Below are 18,899 nucleotides of genomic sequence, written 5' to 3'. Positions count from 1 at the left end.
GACGAGCAATTTGCTGTCAGTATAAACTCTTGGGATGGATAAGGGTATTGACCAAGGATCAGTTGCGGATTGGAAGACGAGTTGTGAATGTTTGATGAATTGCCGGAAGTTGTTGAAGTGCATATACTTTTTGTACAAGTAGTAGGATAAGAAAACAGATGTAGATTCTTGAAGCAAAATAAAGTCTTCATCTATGATTTTTAAAACATATTGAAATGAATATTGGGAATAAATTAAAATTATTAAATCTTGTTGGACTGCTATTTGCATTTTTTAGTATGTCATTTTTACTAAAGGAAAATAAACCAACTTTTTTTATAATCGGAGACTCTACGGTAAAAAATGGACAAGGTAATGGATCTAATGGTCAGTGGGGATGGGGAAGTTTTATGGATCCCTATTTTGATCTTTCTCAGATTCATGTGAAAAATGAAGCGTTAGGAGGTACAAGTACAAGAACTTTTTATAATAATCCAAAATTATGGCAACAGGTGTTAGATCGTATTCGACCAGGAGATTTTGTGATCATGCAATTTGGACATAATGACTCAAGTCCCATTGTCGATACCTTACGTGCAAGAGGAACAATTAAAGGTAATGGTAATGAGTATCAAGAGGTATATAATCCCTTATTGAAGCAACATGAGGTTGTTTATAGTTATGGTTTTTATCTGCGACGTTTTGTGAAAAATATAAAGGATAAGGGGGCTACGGCTATTATTTGTTCTCCTGTTCCTCGTAATAGCTGGAATGGTCAGTACGTTAAATCATCTGAGTACGCGATTTGGGCTGCTGAAGCAGCTCAAAATTCGGGTAGCTTTTTTATCCCATTACAGGATTTGGTCATTGCTGAATATGAGAAACTAGGAAAAGAAAAAGTTGAAACCACCTATTTTGATACTAAAGATGCAACTCATACCCTACAAGCTGGTGCTCTATTGAATGCAAAGCTCGTTGCGCAACAGCTAAAACTTCAATCCCGCATCGGTATTAAAAAATTTATGAAATAAATGATGTTAGAAATGGGCTATCTAGCCCATTTTTTTGTGCTTTTAGTTGATCCATCAGGATACCTCAGGATGCGCAAATCCTAAAATAAGTGTATACTAGCTATTTGAAAACCGGTACTAAATCTGAATATCGTTGATCCATATTCTTATTCCTTACTATTTTATGATCTTAAATGACAAAATAACGTAACGAAGAATAAATGCTGTACTTCTATTTTAGTATTTCGGAGGATATTATTATAAAACTATTCCATTATAAATATGAAAAAAACAAAACACTGGTGTTATATGCTTGTGCTACTTACTATCGTCACCATAGCAGGTTGTGCTAGCGCTAAGCAGGTGAAAGCTCCATCTCAGCACATATCTTCCAATCAGGTGTTGCAGTCGCTGAGATTGACAAATCGTTATTTTATGGATAAATGGCCCGATACGGGAAAGCCTATTTATACGAACAGGTGGCGCCCCAGTAATATCTGGACAAGAGCTGTTTATTATGAAGGGTTGATGGCATTATATCAAATCGATCCTGATCAGAGCTATTATAATTATGCTGTAGATTGGGGAAATAAACATAAATGGGGCATGCGCAATGGTGTCGAAACACGAAATGCAGATGATCAGGCTTGTGGTCAAACGTATTTGGACCTTTATGAAATCGACCCACAACCGCAGCGGATTAAGGATATTAAAGCCAATATTGATTTTATCATACAATCGGGTAAAGTCGATGATTGGACATGGATAGATGCGATTCAGATGGGTATGCCTGTTTTTGCAAAATTAGGTGTCATGAATAACGATAAGACCTATTTTGAGTATATGTATAAAATGTACCACCATTCAAAAGTTATTGAGGGTGGAGGACTGTATAATAAGGCCGATAAATTATGGTGGCGAGACAAAGATTTTGTTCCACCCTATCAGGAGCCTAATGGACAAGATTGTTATTGGTCAAGAGGGAATGGTTGGGTAGTAGCCGCCTTGGTTCGTGTGTTGGATTTGATTCCTCAAGACGAGGCTCATCGGGCCGAGTATCTTCAAGATTATAAGGATTTAATGGAAGCTCTATTGCCTATACAGCGAGCAGATGGCTTTTGGAATGTGAGTTTACATGATGCTAATCATTTTGGAGGAAGAGAAACCTCAGGCACCGCTTTATTTGTATATGGTATGGCTTGGGGAATTAATAAAGGTCTTTTAGATGAAAAAACATATCGACCAGTTGTTGAAAAAGCTTGGATAGCCATGTCTAATGAAGCCATTCATCCTTCTGGTTTTCTAGGCTTTATGCAAGGGACCGGTAAGGAACCAAAGGATGGACAACCCGTAAGTTTTTCAAGTATGCCCGATTTTGAAGATTATGGTTTGGGGTGTTTCTTGTTGGGGGGAACAGAGGTTTATAAGATGCTGAATAAATAACATATCTTAAGATACCCAATTTGAGGTGGAATCTGATGATAAGAGGAGAATAATGAAAATATAAAGTGAGATGCAAGTCTACTATTGGATCATGCTCATGGTAGAAGATGCATGAGCAAAATTAGTATTGAAAAAAATAAAGTATAATGGAAAAAGTAGCTTTTAAAATGAAACTAAAGCCAGGAATGCTGGAAGAATATAAAAAAAGACATCATGAGATCTGGCCAGAATTGGTTGATTTACTTCATTATAATGGGATTTCTGATTATACTATTTTTCTAGATGAAGAAACGGATACACTTTTTGCTGTGCAACGTCTTTCTGGTCATTCTTCTCAAGATTTAGGTAATGAAGTCATTGTTCAAAAGTGGTGGCTATATATGCGCGATCTGATGGAAGTGAATCCGGATAATTCACCCATATCAAAAAATCTACAACATGTATTTCATATGGATTAATGAACTGGAGATAAAGAAAACAATATGAAAAAAATATATGTGTTTTTGTTGATTGCATGTGCTATGAATATGGGTGGTCAATGTTATGGTCAAAATCTTTGGCCCCAAGTTACTAAGGAGATGAAACCTTGGACAAGATGGTGGTGGCTGGGATCTGCTGTAGATAAGGAAAACATAGCACGTGAATTGACATTGCTGGAAAAAAGTGGATTTGGTGGAGTAGAAATTACGCCTATTTATGGGGCGAAGGGCTTCGAAAATAAATACATCAATTTCCTTTCTCCTAAATGGATGGATGTTCTGAACGCAACAACAGATAAAGCGACTAAACTCGGTATGGGGGTCGACATGAATTTGGGTACAGGCTGGCCATTTGGTGGTCCGCAAATCCAAGAAAAGGATGCTGCTACGAAATTGATATTGGAAGAAATCGTTTTCAAAAAGGGAGAGCAACTCACATTTCCTTTAAAACCACAAGATTCCAAACATAAATATGCTGCATTGCAAGCGCTGCGAGCTTATGCAGCAGGCAATAAGGAGATCAATCTTGACGTGAATATAGATCGTATTTCTGGCTATTGGACAGCTCCTGAAGATGTTAGAATATGGGCATTATTTACTGCAAGAACCTATCAAAAAGTAAAGAGGGCAGCTCCTGGTGGTGAAGGCTATACGCTTGACCATCTAGGGAGTCAATCCGTAAAAAACTATTTAAATAGATTTGACCATGCATTTGATCATAAAAATATAAAAGTCAGAGCTTTCTTTAATGATAGTTATGAAGTTTATGGTGCAAACTGGACGGATACTTTCTTATTGGAATTTGATCGGATGAAGGGATATAAATTACAAGACCACCTGTTGGATTTTGCGGGGAAGGGTGGAGATGTCAATAAGACGGCAAGAATTAAATCTGATTACAGAGAGGTGGTCGATATGTTGTTAACTAAAAATTTTTTAACCCCTTTTACAGCATTTGCACAGCAAAATGGAGCACTATCTAAAAATCAAGCACACGGTTCACCGGGTAATTTGATTGATCTATATGCAGCTACCGATATTGCTGAATGCGAAACATTTGGTTCTAGTTATTTTCAAATTCCTGGTTTAAGAAGGGATTCGGCGGATGTCAGAAATGTAGATCCCGATCCAATGATGGCAAAATTTGCTACTTCGGCAACAAATGTATATGGAAAAAAATATACCTCTTCGGAAACATTTACTTGGTTAACCGAGCATTTTAAGACCTCTTTATCTCAAACCAAACCTGAGGTCGAACAATTATTTCTTGCCGGTGTCAATCATATATTCTATCACGGTACGACCTATTCACCTCAAGAAGTACCTTATCCAGGCTGGTTGTTTTATGCTTCTGTTAATTTTGTTCCTCACAACTCTTTTTGGGATCATCTTTCCGGCTTAAACCAATACATTACACGTGTGCAGTCTGTGTTACAGTCGACGAAGGCAAATCATGAATTATTGGTTTACTGGCCTGTATATGATCTGTGGAATGATGCAGAGAAATTGCAGCATGCATCGCATAGTGATGATGGGAAAGAAGTATGGGATAAAGCTTTGAAAGTCCATGATGTTGATGACTGGTTACACCCAACAGCTTTTTATAAGGAAAGCATAAAATTGCAACGCCGCGGTTATAGTTTCGATTTTGCAAGTGATCATATTTTGAATCAATCCATAATCAAGGGAAATCATATTTTAACTTCTAAGGAGGCTCATCCTTATCAAGCGATCTATATTCCAGCTTGTCATTATTTTTCGGAAAACACAATGAAGAAAATATTGCAGTTAGCCGAAGATGGTGCTACGATAATTTTTCAAGCCATACCTAAGGAAGTTCCAGGTTTTAGTCAATTGGAGAAACGTACTGCTATGCTTCAGCAATATATCGGTTCGTTAGGATTTGATCAGGAAAATAAAAATCAATATACTGCTTATGGAAAAGGAAAAATTTATTTGACTGCGGATATCCATACTGCTTTAGAAACAGAAGATATTTTTCCTGAAAGAGTTAGTCAAACTGGATTAAAGTTTACGCGTCGTATTTCAGAGGATCAGATTTATTATTATTTAGTAAATCATGGTTCAGAAACTGTCGATAAAACTATTGAGCTTAATGCAAAAAGTAATTATTATTCTCTACTGGATCCACAAACGGGTATGATCTATGCATTGACACCTACAGCGGGAAAAATTCGTGTGCAGATCCAACCCGGATATTCTTGGATCATTTTAGTTTCTCCAAATCAAAAGACCGATAAGGTATATGTTTATATGGATTATTTACATTCGGAAGTACAGCTGACTGCGCCATGGAAAGTTAACTTTATTGCGGGGGGGCCAACTTTACCTCATTCAAGAAACGTAAAAACCTTATCCTCTTGGACCAAGTGGGATGATCAAGAAGCTGTTAATTTTTCGGGTACAGCTGCTTATGAAACCAGCTTTTCTCTGAAAAAAAATGATGGAAAACGCTATCTATTGAAATTGGGAAGAGTGGCTGAAAGTGCTCGGGTATTTATTAACGGTCAAGATGCTGGGATTTTGTGGTCAATTCCCTTTCAGACCAATATCGAACAATTTTTGGTTGATGGTGAAAATAATATACGTATTGAGGTTGCTAATTTAATGGCTAACCGGATGCGTTATTTAGACAAAAATAAAGTGTCATGGCGAAACTATCATGAAATCAATTTTGTCAATATCAATTATAAGGAATTTGATGCTAGTGATTGGGAACCCATGGATAGTGGGTTGATGGGGCCTGTTGAGCTTTTTAGTTATTGAAAATAAAGTTTTATATCTGACTAAGAGTTTTGTATTGGCGAGGTTCTAATTTTTAGTATAGGTCAGGTATTATCATCATTTTGTTTAGTGTTAATTACTTGGTTTATTGATTATTACCCCTCTTGTTGATGTGGGAGCCACCTTTTAAGCAAAAGGTGGCTCTTTTTTTTATAATCCTGAACAGAATTGGCAGGATTGAGCAGGATGGATAATTTATCTTATCCTTCTACATTTATACATCATTATAAATCTAGAAAGGTCTTGGTTGAAACTGTAACCAGTAATTGACAAGGGAATAATCACTTTAGCTTTTCTATGTAACCATTGCTTAATACTGATTTTTTATATAAAAAAATCGATAGAAATAATATCTAATTACATCTAAATTATAACCAAATGAGAAGCAGTTTCAAAATTGAGTTTGAACATGTTTTAAAAAAGTACTTGTTGCTGGTCGTGATATCCATCTACAGTACTGTTCAATTGTATGCTCAAACAACATTAAGCGGAAGAGTCCATGATGAGAAAGGATCACCCGTTGAAGGAGTTACCATTCAGGTAAAAGGAAAACCCGCTGTAACAAAAACAAATGTTGAAGGAAATTTTACGATCACAGGCGCACCTGTAGATCTATTGGTGGTTTCAAGCGTGGGTTATGAGTCGCAAGAAATAGCTGTGAGAAGTCAAACACGATTTAACATTATTTTAGTACCTAAAATTGATGTCATGGATGAGGTCGTTGTCGTCGGCTATGGAACCATGAAAAAAAAGGATCTAACTGGAGCTATTGCGAGTATTGGGGAAAAAGAATTAAAGGCAATGCCTGTAAAAGATGCTTTACAAGCCATGCAGGGTAAAGTGGCAGGTGTTGATATTACTTCTAATCAAAGACCTGGCACAACTGGTAGTATTCAAATCCGAGGTGTTCGTTCATTAAGTGCAAATCAAAGTCCATTATATGTGGTGGATGGTATGGTGCTGCAGGCAAGTGGTATTGACAATATCAACCCAAGCGATATTGAATCCATTGATGTCTTAAAAGATGCCTCTTCAACAGCAGTATATGGAGCTCGCGGTGCGAATGGTGTGGTGCTAGTGACGACAAAACAAGGAAAAAAAGGCAGACTGACATTAAACTATGCAGGAACGGCTACTTTGGAAAAAATGTATGATGTCACGGAGTATATGAATGCGGCAGAATGGTTGGATTATGCACGTTTGGCAAAAAACAAAACGACAACTCCTGATTATAGCAAGGATTTTTCTTTATGGGGTTCTGTAGCGGCTTCATGGGAAAATATTGCCAAAGGTTGGACCAATAATAATACGTTATGGAATCCCGACCTCGTTGGAAACTACGATTGGGCTGATGCGGGTAGAAAAAATGCCTTGTCCACAGAACATACGTTAAGTATTGCTGGTGGTGGAGAAAATTCTAGGGGTTATGGGTCTTTTGGTTATTTGAAACAGGATGCCACTCAGCCGGGACAAAAATTTGATCGGTATACTTCTAAGGTAAGTTTTGAAGCGACTCCGACCAAGTGGTTTACGATGGGTGCATCCATCAATACATTTTTCTCTGATCAAGATTATGGATATAACTTTTCAAAGTCTGTGACAGGAGCGGGGGACTACTACGGTGCTTTACGTGGTATGTTACCTTGGACAGTACCCTATGATGAGAATGGTAAATATCTGCGTAATCCTGCTGCAGGTGATATTAATATCATTAATCCAATTAACGAATTAGAATATAATACCAATCAGCGACAAACTTTTGGAGCTAATGGAAGTTTCTTCGGTCAACTTGATCTCGGTCAGATCTATGCTCCATTAAAAGGCTTACGTTACAGGATGCAATTTGGTCCTGAGTTTCGCTATTATCGTTTAGGTTTAGCCAATGCTGCAGATGGAATAAACGGTGATGGCAATAATGCGGTTACTTATTCTACTAATCGGAATCTGGCTTGGACATTAGATAATTTAATTTATTATGACCGTGATTTTGGCACGGATCATCATTTGGGCGTTACTTTATTGCAATCCTCCACGGCTCGCAATACTGAAAATTCAAATATGAAAGCTACAGATGTATATAGTGCAGAAGAATTGTGGTACAATATATCTTCTGGAGGTTTTATTGGGTCATATGGTACTGGCTTATCGGAAGAGCAGATGAATTCTTATATGGCTCGTCTGAATTATTCTTATAAAGACCGCTATATGCTAAGCGCATTTGTTCGTTGGGATGGCGCTTCTGTATTAGCTCCAGGCCATCAGTGGCAATCCTTTCCTTCAGTTGCAGCTTCATGGCGTATCGATCAAGAGCAGTTTATGAAGGATGTCTCTTTTGTCAATACGTTAAAAGTACGTTTGGGAATTGGTGTTGTGGGAAACTCTGCAATAGGTCCTTACCAGACAAAGGGTTTATTAACTCAGAATTTTTATAATTGGAGTTCGACAAACTCTACCCCAGGATATATTGCTTCGGATCCATCAGCAGCTAACCCTCAGAAAATGGCGAATCCAGAGTTGGGATGGGAGCGTACCACACAATATAATCTAGGCTTAGATTATGGTTTCTTCCAAAATCGGATTAGTGGAGCATTTGACATCTATAAGACAAAAACAAACGATTTATTGCAAACAATGGATCTCCCTCCAATTTTGGGCTACCCGAAAATTTATGCAAATGTAGGTAAAACTCAGGGTTGGGGTATCGATCTACAGATTAATACGGTAAATATTAAAAAAGAAAATTTTCAATGGATGACATCGATTACCTGGTCAAAGGATAAAAACAAAGTGGTGGAATTGGCCAATGGAAGAACCGAAGATCTAACAAATAATTGGATCGTAGGACAAGAGATTTCAGTACCCTATGATCTGGTATATGATGGGATTTGGAAGACGGATCAAGAGGAAGAGGCTAAAAAGTATGGTGCAAAACCTGGACAAATTCGAGTGAAGGATCTAAGTGGCCCAGATGGTGTGCCTGATGGTAAAATCGATCGTAATTATGATCGTCAGGTTTTAGGATCTTATCGTCCCAAATGGTCTGGTGGAATCTCCAATACCTTCAATTACAAAAACTTTGAATTGTCATTTTTTATTTATTCACGTTGGGGGCAGACCATCAACGCAGGAGCAGAAACATTGGGAGGACGTTTCATGATGCGAAAACTCGATTATTTTATTCCTCAAATCAATGAAGATGCTGAATATTATCAACCCGGTATCAATGGTGAGGCTGCAGATCCGAACAATTCGTCCATGAACTACCGCGATGGCTCATTTGTCAAATTGAGAAATATAAGTTTTGGTTATAATTTCCCAGCTGAAAAATTGAAAAAATTGGGGATCAGTAATTTTAAGGTGTATGGTCAAGTGATGAATCCAGCCATGTTATATTCAAAAATTGACTTTTTAGATCCTGATTTATCGACGTACAATAACAATACGGTGCAGGCTGGATCTGCTATTACGACAAGAGGGGCAGTAATAGGTGTTAATATTGGCTTCTAATGATATGAACGTATTACATTTTATAGAAAAAAAGAAAATGAAAAATTATAAGATATTACTTGCTTCCCTGTTGGGAGCTGCTGGATTATTCGTTTTGAATAGCTGCAGTAAGAAATTTCTGAATGAAGAACAGATTACTATTCCAGATACGGATTATTTTAAGACCGAAAAAGGTCTTGATGATTTGTCCATTGGTGTTTATTCTAAACTGAAGTTTAAGTTTAATTATACATGGGCTATGGCACTTTTTAATTTGGGTGTTGACGAATTTACGGATGCCAACAATCCCTCGCCAAGTTTCAATAGTTATAGTATGGATCTGAATCCTGCAGAATCAACTTATGGAGGAAGTAATATTGCTCCAGTCTTTGACAATATGTACAGTGGCATTGAATCTGCCAATACGTTGATTCAAAATGTTCCACTTTATTACGATAAGTCCAATTCTAACTATAATACGCGTTTGGGAGAAGGTTATTTTATGCGTGGTTATTTTTATTTACAATTGCTTGTACAGTTTGGTGCTGTTCCGTTAAAATTGACACCATCTCAGGGAGTTCAAACTTTTTTTAAACGTGCTACAGAAGAAGAGTGTTTTTTACAAATTGTTTCAGATTTGAAACAAGCGTATGATTTACTACCGCCATCTGCGACTGAATTTGGTCGTGTGACCAAATGGGCTGCGGCGCATTACTTATCAAAAGCACAATTAACACGTGCTAGCGAATTATATGCGGGTTGGAATGCTTCATTTGTTGCTGCTGATTTGGATGCGGTTATCAAGTACAGTTCAGAGGTGGTTAATGCACATCCTTTAGTAGATGATTATGTCAAACTTTGGGATTATCAGAGGGCAAATGGTGCCAATGAGAAAGTTTCAGAGGTGGTGTTGTCTGCACAGTTTTCGGACGATCAGGCGACTTGGGGTCGATATGGTAATCAAATGCATCTGTACTATCCTGCTGTTTATCAGGATTTAGCTGGGACATCTCGTGATATATCTGGTGGACGTGAGTTTTCTTATGCCCGAGCTACAAACTACACGATGGATGTATTTGACCGTGTAAACGATTCGCGTTTTTGGAAATCGTTTATCACCATGTATGGTAGTAACAACAGTAATGGAGCTCCATCGTGGAACGCTAATAATGCAGCTTTAGGTCCAGTAGGAACTGTGGCAGGAACTAAAAGATTTAAAGGTGGAGAATTGGCGATTAAATATATTGTCAATAACGCAGGGGATGCGCGTTATAAGGCTGTTGCTAGTGATGCAACAGGAGTATTAAAAAATGGTGTGATGCAAAATACGCATACTTTTGTTCGCTATTTTGAGGGGCAGCCTCAGGCATGGGTAGGTGTTCATGGTAATAATGGGTATTTTGGGGTGCAGTCCAGATCGGTCGCCTTATCTAAATTTAGAGATGGCTATCGGATAAATATTGCATCACAATTTGGAACCCGTGATGCGATCATGGCGCGCTCGGCAGAAGATGTATTGATGGTGGCTGAAGCTTATATCCGTAAAGAGGATTATGCTAATGCAATCCAATGGATAAATAAACTTCGAGCTCGAGCTGGCTATAAAGCTGGTGAAGATCGTGCGAAAAATGTAGATGGTGGACAAGCATACAAAAATAATTCATATGCAGTTGGAAAAGGAGGTGGTTTTTCTGCTGATGGAGCAATTTATTGGGAGAGAAACTCCTATTATGAATCGAATAATGATATGGCTGTATCAACAAGTGAAACAGCTTCTAACCTATTGATTAATTCGGTGAATGATATTTATAATTCTGTTGTTGATAAGCCTATATATGAAAAGATTGGAGCGACCTCCAATGCACAAAAAATGATGAGTTTTTTACTCAATGAACGCACGCGTGAGCTTTGTGGTGAACTTTATCGTTGGGAGGATCTGGCTCGTACCAAAACATTGGAATCTCGATGGAAAGCATTTAACGACGGTTTTGTGAGAGGCAATACGGCTTTCAATCCTAGTACCCATTACTATAGACCTATTCCGCAATCATTTTTGGATGCAATTACCAATGAGTCAGGAGCTGCACTTTCACCTGCTGAAAAACAAGCTATGCAAAACCCTGGATATTAATAGTGACTATAATCAAGAGACCTATCGATATTAAGATAGGTCTCTTTGTTTTCACCTTTTAAGGTCTAGAGGTATCGTATAGTATCTACTTTTTAAGATTTAAGATATATTCTTTTAAATCTGTGCTCATTAATCGTTATTTTAGGCATTAATCTTAATTATAAAATGACCAATTCAACCTCTCAATTTTTAAAGACACTTGAAATTAGTGATTTTTCAGCTACTCCCAAATATCTACAACTTGCGAATACCATCATTGATGCGGTAAAGAATGAGGTACTCAAGAAGCATGAAATGCTACCATCCATTAATGAATGTAGTGCTTATCTTGAAATATCTAGAGATACGGTTGAAAAAGCATATCGCTATTTAAAAAAGAATGAAATTATTGCATCTAATCCTGGGAAAGGATATTATGTCAATAAAATTGATGTTCAGTCCAAATGTAAAATTGCATTATTCTTAAACAAACTCAGTGTTCATAAAAAAATAGTTTATGATTCATTTGCCAAAGAGCTTGGCGACTTCGCCAATTTGGATTTGTTTGTGTACAATTCAGACCTTTCTTATTTGAAAAATTTGTTAGCAAATCTGACTAAGACCTATGACTATTATGTGCTTTTTCCACATTTTAAAGAAGGACGAGATAAAGCTCCAGAAATTATCCGTCGGATTCCAACGGATAAATTGATGTTATTAGGGAAATTTATCGATGATGTCCCTGGAGACTTTCCCGCTGTTTACGAAAATTATGAGCAAGATATTTACCTAGCATTGGAAGAGGCGAATGAAGCCTTGAGTAAATATAAGATGCTGAAATTGGTATTCCCGGATTATAGTGATTTTCCAAAAGCTATTATAAAAGGTTTCTATAAATTTTGCCAGCAATATGCTTTTGAACATGAACTGGTATCCGAACTCAATAAAGAAAAAATAACAGTGGGTACCTGTTACATCAATATCATTGAAGATGACTTGGTCAAATTACTGAATAAGGTATTACAAAAAAAGCTCATCATTGGCCAGGATGTTGGTATCATTTCCTATAATGAAACTCCGCTAAAGAAATTTATATTAAATGGTATCACGACAATATCTACGGATTTTGAAATGATGGGAAGAATGGCGGCAGATCTGATTAAGAATAAATCAAAGGAAAGGGTGGAAGTACCTTTTCATATTAAAATAAGGGCATCTATCTAAGTTAACCCTTTTTTTTAAAAAAAGCCATGATGGATATCATGGCTTTTTTAATATGATGATCATCCTCTTATTTTTTTGAAGAGGTCGGGTATTGTTTGAATATTCCTTTCACGACTTTAGCAATATTGGTCGTTGCCTTTTCAGGACTATTCACTTCACCTGAACCACGTGCTTGCCATACGACTTTATTTGTTTTACGATCTACGGCTTCTACGATTAAGTGAGCATAGCGGTAGCGCTCTTTAGCAACAGGGTAGCTCGCATATCCGTAGTAAGGTGAAAACCAAGGTCTGTACCAGTTCCAAGGACCACCCCACGCGTAAGAAGTACCGTATACCAAGCGGCTTTTGTTATTGACAATTGTTATATAGCGAAATAACAAATCTGGATTGTCCTTACTATAGGTAAGTCCTTTTGCATTTAATTCGCTATTACTTGCATCTAAAATATTTGTGCGGGCAATATCATTATCAAAATAAGATTTTGATAGTGAGTCTACAGGTGGTAGCCACCCATAAGTACGATATTGTGAGAAGTCAATTTTCTCATCGCGCATCGTATTGTATTGATAAGAGGCGCAAGAAGCAAGAATTAGACTTGCAAATAAGAAATAAATTATTTTTTTCATGACCAATAGGGTTAATTTTCTTTTAATTAGACAAATAGATCTATTAAAGGTTTAATAAAATGTTTAAAAAAAATTATTGATAAACAGCAACCAGTGGCATAGAACGACCAGGACCAAAAGCTTTAGGACTTATACGCAAAATTGGAGGGGCTTGAAACCGTTTAAATTCTGCATTATTGACCAATTTGGTGATTCTTTCTACGGTACTTTCGTCAAATCCCAATGCGATTATTTCTTCCTTTGATTTCTGTTTCTCCATGTATTGAAATAGTATTTGATCGAGTAAGTCATAGGGCGGCAATGAGTCTGAATCTTTTTGGTCAGGTCTCAATTCTGCAGATGGTGCTTTATCGATTGTATTGACAGGAATTATTTCTTGATTGCGATTGATATAACGCGCAAGGTCATAGGCTTTAGATTTATATACATCCCCGATGACAGAAATGGATCCCGCCATATCTCCGTACAAAGTGCCATACCCAACAGCAGCCTCACTTTTATTGGATGTATTCAAAACAATGTGTCCAAATTTATTTGAAATCGCCATCAGCAATGTACCTCTTGTTCGGGCCTGAATATTTTCTTCTGCTACACCGGGTTGCTGTCCTTCAAAAAACGGAGCTAAAGTCGTTTCGAAAGCTTGCGTAATATCTTTTATAGGAATAATATGATGTGCACAATTCGTGTTTTTAACGAGATCTAATGCATCTTGAATGGAGTGGTCAGAAGAATAGATTGATGGAAGTAATATTGCTAATACATTTTCAGCTCCCAATGCTTCGCAAGCAAGTGCCGCTACTAAAGCAGAATCTAAACCACCAGAAAGACCTAATACCGCTTTCTTAAAACCTGATTTACGAAAATAATCGCGAAGTCCTGATAATAGCGCTTCATGGATCAGTGCTATTTCTTGATCTTGAGGTTCGGTATATGTTATCGTCGATTGTATGGTTTGATTGCTGTAATCTACGATCTGCAAATCTTCTTCAAACTTTTTTAATTCACAACAAATTGCTCCGTTTTCATCCATAGCCAATGATCTTCCATCAAAAATGATATCCATATGAGCGCCAACTTGGTTGACATAAATCAGTGGACGTTTAGCTTTGGCTACCTGCGATCTTAAAACGGCAAGTCGATCTTGATAATGGCTATATGAAAATGGTGAGGCAGCAATGTTGATCAATAGATCGGGGTTTTCTTGGAGTAGCTCCTGCATAGGATCACCTACATATGAATTATTCCCTTGGTCATCATCCCACAAGTCTTCACAGATGGTCAATGCTATTTTTGTATTTTTATACGTCAAACAAGTGAATTGACGATTGGGTTCAAAATAACGATATTCATCAAAAACATCGTAGTCTGGTAAAAGCCCTTTTTTACTGACATGGATAATTTTACCATTTTCCAAACAAACGGCAGCATTATAGAGTGCTTTCCCTTCAGAATCGGTATTGGGTATAGGAGCTCCAATAATGCATAAAATATCTTGACAATGCGAGGCAATGATAGTTAAAGAATCACGGCAGTTATTTAAAAATGCTGCGTTTTGCAACAAATCTTTTGCAGGATATCCTCCAATTGCTAATTCCGAAAAAACAATAATCTCAGCTTGTTGTGCTTTTGCCTTTTCAATAGCAGCAATAATTTTTGAAGTATTGGAACTGAAATTACCGATATGATAGTTTAACTGTGCTAAAGCTATTTTCATTTTACGATGTTATGTAATGTACTAAAAGAATATGAGAGCAAGATAAGAAGTTTTTAGGGTACCTTTTGATCGAAATGTAATTTTTCTGTTTTGATTTTGAATAGAAAAGGGATCTTTATCATGATAAAGATCCCTTTTCTATATGCTATCGTTTTGTGTTTATTTAATTCTGATTCTTTTATCATTTATGTATGAAAAAATGAGGATTAAATATTCACTATTTGATAGGTAATTAGTTGCTGATTGAAACAACTTCAATTTCAGAGTATAAAGGAGAATTTGCAGGCACTTTATCCTTTACCGTTTGATCATATCCAAAATAAGAAGGTGCTACAATTTTGATTTTACTTCCCTTTTTTAAGCCTTTAATTGTTAATCCTCCTACATTGACATCTTTGCCTTGGAATGACATCTTTTTAGGAAAGAAGGCAATTTGCCAAGCCGCAATAACTCGATCTATTGTAAAAGTTGCTGGAGTTCCTTCTTTAGATTCATCGACTAGTGTTCCTTGATTCTCTCCATTCAACAAAGTAACTTTGTATTTTGTTACTGCAGTTGGAAATACTAGAGCACCATTAGATTGAAACTGATAGGTGTAAGAAGCGTCTTCTCCTTCTGTAATCAAATCGTACCAAATACCTTTAGCTGTATCTAATTTTGGATTAGTGAAGTTTTTCATTGCGAATGATTTTAATTGAGGCGCTTGTGTTTTAAGGATGTTTTGGATTCTTGCATTTTCGATAGAATCCTTAATTCTTTGTTCCTCTGCTAATTTTGAAAAGTCATCTGATTTACTACATGATGCTAAAGCAATAATCATTGCCAACATTCCAAAAAGGATTTTTGTAAAATTTTTCATAAAATTCTTAACTTACTTGATTATAGTGGTTAAAACGAGTTGTTTTCAAGATGTGCTACAAAGAAAGAAATAAAATATAAACATTTATATATTTTATATAATTAAAATGTATTTCAATTAGGAATTTTATCAATCACACATACTATGTGAGAGTATTAAATGGTCCGTCGAAATGACTATAATAGTTAACAATATCTAAGAAATACTAATTGCAAGTTATGTGCTAAAATATGAATATTACTTAGATCTCCCAATAATAAGTTTACAATTTTTGTAATAACTCCAACAATTTTTTACTGGACAAATAGGTGAATTTACGGTCCATCACACGAAAGTCTTTATCGAGAATTAAAGTTGCAGGAAATGCATATCCTTCTTTTCTGTATGCAAGTAAAGTTACAATTTCATGTATTGATTTTTTTGAGTTAGGATTATTATTTTTAAGTAACTTCCCTTCGAATAAGAATGAATCTTTACTTTCAGCATTGAATTTTACAGCATAGAATTTGTTATTCAGGGCAGCTATGACTTCTGGATTTGTAAAAACATCTTTTTCCATTTTTCTGCAATAGCTACACCAATTCGTGTGAAAAAATATGAAAACTGGCTTTGGTCTAATATTAAGAGAATCTGATAACTGTGGAAAGGTCATCCATTTAATTTCTTGCGCCTGAAGTGATAGGCGCAAGAATAGATATAAGATTGTTATTATTGTAATGCGCATTAGTGAAAATGACCAATTTTAATACCAAAAGTTATTGTACGTGGCTTTGTCGGACCGTAGATATAATTTGAATCACGATTAGCTCCTCGGTCAAAATCTTTCTGGAAGGCATTGAACATATTTTGTACGCCTCCAAATAATTCGAGATTAAAATCTTTGTGAATAGCAAAAGTATAACCCAATCTTAAATTTAATTCCATAAAATCATGTGTATTTTTCAGTGTCATGATTTCTTGTTGTATATGCGAAATTTTCATATCTCCGGTATATACACCAGTAACATCGACGGCGAATCTCTCTGTTGCTTTCCAATTGGCATTTAAGTAGCCATAAACATTTGGAGTTCGTAAAAAATCTTTAGACATGATGGCTTCTTGGCCTGGTTTGGCCTCTGCGATCAATTGTTCAGATTGGAATCTGGATCGTTGGATTGTTCCTCCTGCTTGTAAACTGAATATACTTGAGGGGGCAATGTTTAGTTCCACGTTTGTTCCAAATACATAAGCATCTGTACCGTTTCGCATTTCTTCAATCATGATATCGTTAGATTCGGATTTCAAAACAGTTGTAAAAGGATTATTCAATTGCGTGTAGAAACCTTCCACTAAAAGACTGGTCTGTGTATTTCCAAAGTTTCTGCTTAAATTAAATGAGCCTGTATAGGCATTGGAATATTCCGTTTTTAAATCTTCTCCTATTAATACAAATACCTGTTTTCCACCAATTGAAGTGACGTGCATATCTTCATTAAAGGCTTGTGGAGCACGAAATCCACGTGCATAACCTCCGCGAAACTGAATATTGTTATTGATATCGTACAAAATAGTTAGACGGGGATTCCATGATCCGAAATTTTTCTGACTACTCCGTTCCACCTGCTGCAATTGATAGTTGCCATCCACAAAAATATAGTCATATCGCATGCCGATCAATGCTTTAAAAGAGGATATTGGCTTCCATTCATATTGTGCATAGGTACCTACTCCTTTTGTTTTTTGGTCAATAATGCGTTGATAACCTGGGATCTGATCATTTGTTTTATTATAATTGAACTCAATACCACCTGTGAACACATCTTCATCAAAATTATTGGTGTATTGTGTACCTGTTACGAAAGATACATCGTCAGTATCACCATATGAATTTGCCGCTCTTAAACTATCCGTTGCTGTTGGAGCTTCGCCCAGTCCACCATAAAAGCTTTTACGTGTTGTTTTCTGTCCCGAGGCGTAAACAGATATTTTCTGTTTGTAATCTGACAGATAGTGATCATAGGTGATCCCGCCGATAAGGGAGCTTGTTTCCAACTGTTCGGTGATAGCTGTAAAATGAGGCGCCTTGTTAAATTGATCTCCTCCTCTTCTGAATTCCTGAATGGTACTAAAATCTACGGTTATTTTATTGACATCGGAAGGTTTGAAAAAAGCTTTAGTACCAAAAGTCGTATTATTTAGTTTTGTGATTTCCGAAAATCCATCTTTATTTTTGTCAAAAGGTTGTCGATTACGATACATACCATAAAAGGTAACACCGGTTTTCAGGTCTTCATCTACATATGAGGTATTGAAATCTACTGTATTATCCCAGCTGCTGCCACCGATTAAAGAATTGGTGGATTTGATTTGCCAGTCGTTTTCAACAGGATCTTTGGTAATGATATTAATGGTTCCGGCAATTGCGTTTGCTCCAAATAGGGCAGAACCACCACTACGAACGACTTCAATACGGTCGATCATACTTGTGGGAAGTTGGTCTAGTCCATATACACTATTTAAAGCGCTGAATACGGAACGACTGTTGATCAAAATTTGTGAATAAGCACCTTCGAGACCATTGAGGCGAACCTGTGAAAAGCCACAGTTTTGACAGTTGTTCTCTACGCGCACTCCCGGTTGATAGTTTAAAGTCTCAGACATAGCGACAGACTGTGTTGCCTGAAAAAGTTTAGGACCTAAGACTTGTACGATAACCGGAGCTTCTTTTTTACTTACTCCATAGCGGGTGGCGCTGACAACAACTTCATTGAGATGTAGATTGTCCCTATTTAATTTAAATGGTATGATTGTATCAGAAGGAAGTACCGTTTGTTTTAAGGTTTGGTATCCTATAGCACTTATTTGTATACTTTGTTTTTGGCCCGTTATTTTCTGTAATTCAAAATTTCCGCTTGTATCAGATACAGTTGTATGAGTTCCGTTTTCCAGACTGATGGTTGCTCCAGAAATAGCTTTCCCTTCATGATTGCTGATTTTTCCTTTTAATGAGTGTTGTGCATAGGTATGTATACTGATTAGCATAAAGCAAATCAACAGTTGTATATTTTTCATGAGGATATTTGTCTTTTATAGTTACAGATTGATCATGAGCTAGGCTATTCATGATGAGCGTGTTGCCATATGGAACACGGCTATCATAAATGTCAATTTGAGCAAAAGGCT

At 36.7% G+C, this 18,899-nt stretch carries 12 protein-coding genes; 7 read left to right on the top strand and 5 right to left on the bottom strand.

All coding sequences use genetic code 11. From position 1 onward, the window contains the following. Positions 1-215 precede the first annotated feature (215 nt). From AC06G9_RS19035 to AC06G9_RS19005, 7 genes are all read left to right on the top strand, one after another. Positions 216-1,010, top strand: coding sequence for a rhamnogalacturonan acetylesterase (locus tag AC06G9_RS19035; RefSeq protein WP_045755046.1), 795 nt, complete (start codon positions 216-218; stop codon positions 1,008-1,010). A 261-nt stretch (positions 1,011-1,271) separates the two neighbouring features. Then, the gene (locus tag AC06G9_RS19030) at positions 1,272-2,432 is read left to right on the top strand and encodes a glycoside hydrolase family 88/105 protein (RefSeq protein WP_346568222.1); all 1,161 of its coding nucleotides are present in this window, start codon (positions 1,272-1,274) and stop codon (positions 2,430-2,432) included. A 146-nt stretch (positions 2,433-2,578) separates the two neighbouring features. Then, entirely contained in the window at positions 2,579-2,890 is a 312-nt protein-coding gene (gene rhaM / locus AC06G9_RS19025; RefSeq protein ID WP_248755594.1) for an L-rhamnose mutarotase, read from the top strand. A gap of 24 nt (positions 2,891-2,914) precedes the next feature. Beyond that, positions 2,915-5,698, top strand: a complete 2,784-nt coding sequence (locus AC06G9_RS19020) for a glycosyl hydrolase (RefSeq protein WP_480956934.1) — start codon at positions 2,915-2,917, stop codon at positions 5,696-5,698. A 396-nt stretch (positions 5,699-6,094) separates the two neighbouring features. After that, the gene (locus AC06G9_RS19015; RefSeq protein ID WP_480956933.1) at positions 6,095-9,223 is read left to right on the top strand and encodes a SusC/RagA family TonB-linked outer membrane protein; all 3,129 of its coding nucleotides are present in this window, start codon (positions 6,095-6,097) and stop codon (positions 9,221-9,223) included. Between the two features lie 37 nt (positions 9,224-9,260). Beyond that, complete coding sequence (locus tag AC06G9_RS19010; RefSeq protein WP_480956932.1) at positions 9,261-11,333, top strand: RagB/SusD family nutrient uptake outer membrane protein; 2,073 nt, start codon at positions 9,261-9,263, stop codon at positions 11,331-11,333. 165 nt (positions 11,334-11,498) lie between these two features. Then, a complete protein-coding gene (locus AC06G9_RS19005) occupies positions 11,499-12,536 on the top strand; it encodes a GntR family transcriptional regulator (protein ID WP_108158283.1) in 1,038 nt (345 codons plus the stop codon). A gap of 67 nt (positions 12,537-12,603) precedes the next feature. On the opposite strand, the gene AC06G9_RS19000 is transcribed toward AC06G9_RS19005, so the two are convergent. The 5 genes from AC06G9_RS19000 to AC06G9_RS18980 all read right to left on the bottom strand — a co-directional run bounded on the left by AC06G9_RS19000 (position 12,604) and on the right by AC06G9_RS18980 (position 18,788). After that, positions 12,604-13,164, bottom strand: coding sequence for a DUF4136 domain-containing protein (locus AC06G9_RS19000; protein ID WP_248755599.1), 561 nt, complete (start codon positions 13,162-13,164; stop codon positions 12,604-12,606). A 73-nt stretch (positions 13,165-13,237) separates the two neighbouring features. After that, positions 13,238-14,878 carry an NAD+ synthase gene (locus tag AC06G9_RS18995; protein WP_480956931.1) on the bottom strand — a complete coding sequence of 547 codons (1,641 nt, stop codon included), beginning with the start codon at positions 14,876-14,878 and terminating at the stop codon, positions 13,238-13,240. A gap of 232 nt (positions 14,879-15,110) precedes the next feature. Beyond that, the gene (locus AC06G9_RS18990) at positions 15,111-15,737 is read right to left on the bottom strand and encodes an FKBP-type peptidyl-prolyl cis-trans isomerase (protein ID WP_480956930.1); all 627 of its coding nucleotides are present in this window, start codon (positions 15,735-15,737) and stop codon (positions 15,111-15,113) included. Between the two features lie 262 nt (positions 15,738-15,999). Beyond that, on the bottom strand, positions 16,000-16,461 hold the full coding sequence (locus AC06G9_RS18985) for a thioredoxin family protein (protein WP_480956929.1): 462 nt from the start codon (positions 16,459-16,461) through the stop codon (positions 16,000-16,002). Beyond that, entirely contained in the window at positions 16,461-18,788 is a 2,328-nt protein-coding gene (locus tag AC06G9_RS18980) for a TonB-dependent receptor (protein WP_480956928.1), read from the bottom strand. Before AC06G9_RS18980 ends, AC06G9_RS18985 begins: the two co-directional genes overlap by 1 nt. Positions 18,789-18,899: the final 111 nt, after the last annotated feature.

The sequence above is a fragment of the Sphingobacterium sp. MAE genome (assembly GCF_056711605.1).
This window is presented reverse-complemented; position numbering and strand designations above follow the sequence as displayed.

Bases quoted from the DNA above. Each gene is read 5' to 3' on its own strand.
- AC06G9_RS19035 (WP_045755046.1), top strand. From the start codon at position 216: ATGAATATTGGGAATAAATTAAAATTATTAAATCTTGTTGGACTGCTA.
- AC06G9_RS19030 (WP_346568222.1), top strand. From the start codon at position 1,272: ATGAAAAAAACAAAACACTGGTGTTATATGCTTGTGCTACTTACTATC.
- rhaM (WP_248755594.1), top strand. From the start codon at position 2,579: ATGGAAAAAGTAGCTTTTAAAATGAAACTAAAGCCAGGAATGCTGGAA.
- AC06G9_RS19020 (WP_480956934.1), top strand. From the start codon at position 2,915: ATGAAAAAAATATATGTGTTTTTGTTGATTGCATGTGCTATGAATATG.
- AC06G9_RS19015 (WP_480956933.1), top strand. From the start codon at position 6,095: ATGAGAAGCAGTTTCAAAATTGAGTTTGAACATGTTTTAAAAAAGTAC.
- AC06G9_RS19010 (WP_480956932.1), top strand. From the start codon at position 9,261: ATGAAAAATTATAAGATATTACTTGCTTCCCTGTTGGGAGCTGCTGGA.
- AC06G9_RS19005 (WP_108158283.1), top strand. From the start codon at position 11,499: ATGACCAATTCAACCTCTCAATTTTTAAAGACACTTGAAATTAGTGAT.
- AC06G9_RS19000 (WP_248755599.1), bottom strand. From the start codon at position 13,164: ATGAAAAAAATAATTTATTTCTTATTTGCAAGTCTAATTCTTGCTTCT.
- AC06G9_RS18995 (WP_480956931.1), bottom strand. From the start codon at position 14,878: ATGAAAATAGCTTTAGCACAGTTAAACTATCATATCGGTAATTTCAGT.
- AC06G9_RS18990 (WP_480956930.1), bottom strand. From the start codon at position 15,737: ATGAAAAATTTTACAAAAATCCTTTTTGGAATGTTGGCAATGATTATT.
- AC06G9_RS18985 (WP_480956929.1), bottom strand. From the start codon at position 16,461: ATGCGCATTACAATAATAACAATCTTATATCTATTCTTGCGCCTATCA.
- AC06G9_RS18980 (WP_480956928.1), bottom strand. From the start codon at position 18,788: ATGAAAAATATACAACTGTTGATTTGCTTTATGCTAATCAGTATACAT.